Origin of the sequence: Bradyrhizobium sp. 2TAF36 (assembly GCF_052114925.1) — a bacterium.
GTDB classification, from domain to species: domain Bacteria; phylum Pseudomonadota; class Alphaproteobacteria; order Rhizobiales; family Xanthobacteraceae; genus Bradyrhizobium; species Bradyrhizobium barranii.
The window spans coordinates 1-4,479 of sequence record NZ_JBFRFR010000195.1 but is presented as its reverse complement, the minus strand read 5'-3'; the positions used below and the strand labels follow the sequence as shown (position 1 = coordinate 4,479).

The following is a 4,479-nucleotide window of genomic DNA, read 5'->3' as shown; positions in this document are numbered from 1 at the left end:
GTCGGTGCATTCGCAAGCCCATCTGAACAAAGTGGCTCGTCAGCTAAACGAACGACCACGTGAGACCTTGCAATTTGAAACGCCAGCAGAGAGATTTAATGCCTGTGTTGCGTCGACCGGTTGAGCCGGCCGGGGTAAAGCGGAAGTAGCGCGGACATCGCCAAACCGTCGCTTTTGACCCGCAGCGGACATCGCGGAGCGACGCCTAGCAAGCGGCATAGACCCGTCACAATCGGTGTCTTGATCTAAATCAAACAATCGCACATTGAACACGCTGTGGCGCAGAGCTAAAAAGCACGACTGCGACATATCCATTCGTTTGGCACAAGTGACCGACCTTTGAAATCGGAGGAAGCAGTCATGAGTATCCGAAAGAGTGTTGCGCACGGCATGTTCGCACTGTTCGGCGCGATGTTGGTTGCGGTACCTCAAGCGACCGCACAGCAGCAGAAGCGGCCAAATGTCGTCATGCTAATGACGGATGACACTGGATGGAACGATTTCGGCGCCTATAGCGGGGGTGGCGCCGCGCTCGGCCATCCAACACCAAACATCGACCGGATCGCTAAGGAAGGCGCGACGTTCACGAACTGGTACGGGCAAGCAAGCTGCACGGCAGGCCGCGCCTCGTTTATAACCGGACGTATTCCGATCCGTTCGGCGCTCTCCATCGTGGTCGCTCCGGGCGATGAGAATGCGCTCAAAAAGGAGACGCCGACCATAGCCGAATTTTTTCAAAAGAACGGCTACTCCACCTACTTTTCTGGCAAGTGGCATCTCGGTGATAAGCCGGAGTCCTATCCGATCGAGCACGGGTTCGACGAGATGAAGGCGTTCGCCGCATACTATCCGGGCGTCTACACCTATGCCGATACGTCCAAGTGGTTTCATCCATGGTTTCCCTCGTACAACCCAGAGATCGCGAAAGCCTATTTTGATGTCGTAAACATGTACGAGTGGGAGGGAGTTGCTGGACAACCGGCGAAGAGAGGCGAGTACATTACGTACGATTACCTCGCCAACTTTGACGTCCGGCAGGCTGATTACGCAATCGATTACATCAAGAAGCACGCCAAGGACGCCAAGMCATTCTTCATGGACGTCAATTTCATGAAGATGCACAACCCGACCAACGCATCATCAAAATTCGCCGGGAAGTCGCGGTTGGGCGATTACTCGGACTCGGTGATAGAGCTCGATGACGACATCGGCCGGATCATGGACGCGATCCGTGCCGAAGCGCCGAATACGATTGTGATCGTAACGGCAGACAACGGGGCGTGGCAGGATGCTTATCCTGATGCGGGCACCACGCCTTTCCGCGGCGAAAAGGGTTCAGCATTTGAAGGAGGCTGGCGCGTACCCGGGTTAATGTGGTGGCCCGAACACATTCCCGCCGGTGCAAATTACCATGAAATGATGTCCCATATCGACTGCTGGGCAACGCTCGCCAAGATGGTCGGCCTGAGCCCGCCGCCGCACGGCGCATGGACCGACGATAATGGCAGGCCAATCTACTTCGACAGCATCGACAACAGCGAGTACATCCTCGGCCGCGCGAAGCACTCGGCACGAAGGTCTTGGATTTACATCGACGGCGAAAGCTTCATGGGAGCGCGGGCGGATGTCGGCGGTGATCCAACCAACCCCGATCTCAGCATCGCATGGAAGTATCTCTGGACGGCCAAGGACACTTGGCTCGGTCCGGAGCAAAATCTCGGCGCGATTGGCTCGGTCTACAACCTGACGATGGACCCATTCGAGAAATACGACATGGTTTTCAACGGCGCGATGTCGGCACGTATGCCATTGCAGTCGCCGGGCAAGTACACCGGACAGGACAACGGCTGGGTCTTGGCACTAATCTTCCCGGTCGTGATGGAATTCAACAAATCGATTGCCGACTATCCAAGCATCAAGCGTAAGCCGGGCGGAGCCTCGAACGATTGGAGACCGGATCTGCAGCGCCCGGAAAACCCGGTCCCGATGCTCGACATGAAAAACCTGCCGAATATCAAGGGGAGCGGTGGGTAATATCGCGACGTCCCGTGAAGCCATTGGCTGACGGGCTGCATCAAGCGGCATACGGCGGGTCGGCTTTCACGAGCGGCTCGCCGTCGCGCATCGAGTGCTTGCCCGGCGGGAGCCAACGTCGCCTTTTGGCCCATCAGCGAAGTGACGACACCTTTCATTGAGGTCCGCTTGGTGGGGTAGAGCGGACTGACTTTGCTCACTCTGTGTTCTTCGCATTTTGACCCGAAGGCGACATCCGAGGAGGTCGCCAGGCAATAGCCTTGCTGAGATCACTCTCCTTGACATTTCAGCTTGTCGACGCTGACGCTGCATTGCTCGGCGATCGTCTTGCAGCCTTCGCAGCGTTGGAAAGGTATCACCATGAGGAAGACGTTGTTGGCTCTCGCTGCCGTCGCGACTTTGGTCGTTTCAGCAGCCTCGCCCGCTTATGCTGGTCCGCGCTATGATTACGGCCCCGGCGGCAATCCGTATCCGCGCACTTATCCCGGACCCGGCGGCTATCCGTACTGGTCGGGCTATGTCGATGCCCCGGTTGGAGAGCCGATCCCGCCCTGCCACTGGATAACCCAGCGCTTCTGGGACGGGCATGGCTGGCGCGAGCGCCGCGTGCGCATCTGCGGCTGATCAGGTCGCGGCTGTTTCAGGGCTGCAATGTCTGCTTTCAGGAGATAAGCGAACCAGGTCAAGCAGGTTGTCGAAGTCAGCCTGTGACCCAAAGCGAGGCCTTGGTTCGGCGCACCTTTTCGTTGGGACGTGCGGTGAGGTCCCTCGGAGAGGCAGTTGTTCGGTCAAGTTGGAAGCATTCTTTTCCGGGACATTCGCCAGTGATTTTGGCAAAGATTAGCCCTTGCGAAGGCCTCGGGATCATCGACCAGCCGTGGACCATAACCCTAACGACGACCGRCAAGTCGTAGACGAACGTCGCAGCCTGTTGGGGCTCGCGGCGATGGCGCTCATCATAGGAGCGGCGACTGGATGCGTTGGGGCGATCTTCCGGCTTTTGCTCGCGCATGCCGATCGTCTGCGCGATGCGATGATCGTCTGGGCCCATGGCCACGCAATCTGGGGGTTCTTGACTGTCGTCGGCGCGTGCGCTGTCGCGACCCTGGTTGCCGCGTGGATGGTGCGGCAATTCTCGCCACACGCTTCGGGCAGCGGCATTCCGCATGTCGAAGCTGTTCTGCGCGAAGAGATCCCGCCGGCTCCGTTTGGCCTGGTGCCAGTGAAATTCTTCGGCGGAATACTGGCGATCGGCTCCGGGCTGGCGCTGGGCCGTGAGGGGCCGACCGTCCAGATGGGCGCCGGTATCGCGGTTTTCGCTGCGCGCGTCTGCCGGTTGTGTTGGGCGGACTCGCGAGTGCTTCTGGCGGCCGGCGCCGGCGCCGGCCTTGCAACGGCCTTCAATGCGCCGATTGCCGGGCTCGTGTTCGTGCTGGAGGAACTGGTGCAGAGGTTCGAACACCGTGTTGCCATCGCCGCCCTTGCAGCACTGGCGACGGCGATCCCGGTCGCAAGGCTGCTTCTCGGTGACGCGCCCGACTTTCACATCGGGCCGCTGAGCTATCCCAGCGCTGAGTCCGCCCCGCTGTTCCTTACTCTGGGTGGCATCGCAGGCCTGCTGGCCGTCGCATACAATCGCACCCTGCTCGCGACCATCGCAGTTCGCGACCGATTTGGAGGGCTACCGATCGAGCTACGCGCCGGATTGATCGGCGCAAGCGTCGGCATGTTGGCCTGGTTCGCGCCCGAACTGGTCGGCGGCGGAGATCAGATCACGCAGCGGGCGCTGATCGGCCACGAGAGTGTGGGGATCCTGGGGGGCGCATTCCTGATCCGATTCGGACTCGGCGCTCTCTCATACGCTGCCGGCACGCCCGGCGGCCTGTTCGCACCCTTGCTCGTGCTGGGAGCCCAGTCTGGGTTGCTGTTCGGGGCGGCTTGCCGTCTTGCATTCCCGGCGCTCTCTATCCAGCCGGAAGCATTTGCTTTGGTGGGCATGGCCGCTCTCTTCACCGGCGTTGTGCGCGCGCCGGTGACCGGCATCGTTCTCGTCGCTGAAATGACAGGTAACGTGACGATGCTGCTGCCGATGCTGGGAGCTTGCTTCATGGCGATGCTGCTGCCCACGCTGTTGGGTAATGCGCCGATTTACGATTCCCTGCGTGAGCATACGCTGCGCTTGGAGCGGCAAATCAGACAGAGATGAGATCGGTGTCACCCACCCCAACGACGCCGATGCGTTGCAACGTTTTGAGCCTTCGACTTCCCCATCGGAAATTCTGTTCTTGAGCAGCGTTCATTTCCGCTTGTGGGCCCCTGGCGGACGCTTTGTGGTCTTTGCTCAGATGTCGGCTTGTGACCCTGGCTGTGTGAAAAGCCACGAGTCGGTTACGATTCCTCCGTTTCCTGATGGGGCTCCGTTTCCTGATGGGGGATGTGGATGGG

General features: G+C 59.7%; 3 protein-coding genes and 1 pseudogene. All 4 read left to right on the top strand.

Annotated features, from left to right (window positions below):
- Positions 1–124: pseudogene (locus AB4Z51_RS44390) on the top strand (IS30 family transposase); the annotation flags it as partial.
- A 236-nt stretch (positions 125–360) separates the two neighbouring features.
- Entirely contained in the window at positions 361–2,034 is a 1,674-nt protein-coding gene (locus AB4Z51_RS44385; RefSeq protein WP_441499717.1) for an arylsulfatase, read from the top strand.
- A gap of 360 nt (positions 2,035–2,394) precedes the next feature.
- Entirely contained in the window at positions 2,395–2,658 is a 264-nt protein-coding gene (locus AB4Z51_RS44380) for a hypothetical protein (protein WP_028157629.1), read from the top strand.
- Between the two features lie 253 nt (positions 2,659–2,911).
- Positions 2,912–4,240 (top strand): H(+)/Cl(-) exchange transporter ClcA, encoded by a 1,329-nt coding sequence (clcA, locus tag AB4Z51_RS44375; RefSeq protein ID WP_439034733.1) that lies wholly within the window; start codon positions 2,912–2,914, stop codon positions 4,238–4,240.
- The last annotated feature ends 239 nt before the right edge of the window (positions 4,241–4,479 follow it).

Bases quoted from the DNA above. Each gene is read 5' to 3' on its own strand.
- AB4Z51_RS44380 (WP_028157629.1), top strand. From the start codon at position 2,395: ATGAGGAAGACGTTGTTGGCTCTCGCTGCCGTCGCGACTTTGGTCGTT.